Genomic DNA, 346 nt, shown 5'->3' with positions numbered 1-346 from the left:
GGCCTTGTGGACGGTGAGGATCTGGACCGTATTGTCCTTGCGCTGCACCTCACCCGGATCCAGACCATCTTCTTCCGATTGAGCGGCTAGTAGGTACTCCACCAATGCCTTAGGGGTGGCGCTACCCGCGCGGGAAACGTCCCGCACAATCTGCGCGAACTTATCCAGGTGGCTGGTGCCGATCGCCTGCTCGGGGCGGCGGTGCCAGCGCGTCAAGACCTCCGTGCGCACCCCGAGCATCTTCTCAATGTCTGCCACCAGATCTGGAAGGTTCTTACCCAGGCTGTGACGGCGCAAGTATCCAAGCTCCCGGCCGAGTTGTGCCAGTCGGCGAGAGCCTTCGGCC

At 62.7% G+C, this 346-nt stretch carries 1 protein-coding gene; it reads right to left on the bottom strand.

All coding sequences use genetic code 11. The annotated features are described in order from the left end of the window. Positions 1–258: hypothetical protein (locus CYJ76_RS11715; protein ID WP_202820496.1), on the bottom strand; the 258-nt coding region annotated here is incomplete at its 3' end. Positions 259–346 lie beyond the last annotated feature (88 nt).

Origin of the sequence: Kytococcus schroeteri (assembly GCF_002847825.1) — a bacterium.
Classification (GTDB): Bacteria; Actinomycetota; Actinomycetes; order Actinomycetales; family Dermatophilaceae; genus Kytococcus; species Kytococcus schroeteri.
The sequence above is the reverse complement of the archived record's forward strand: the minus strand, read 5'-3'. Positions and strand labels throughout refer to the sequence as shown.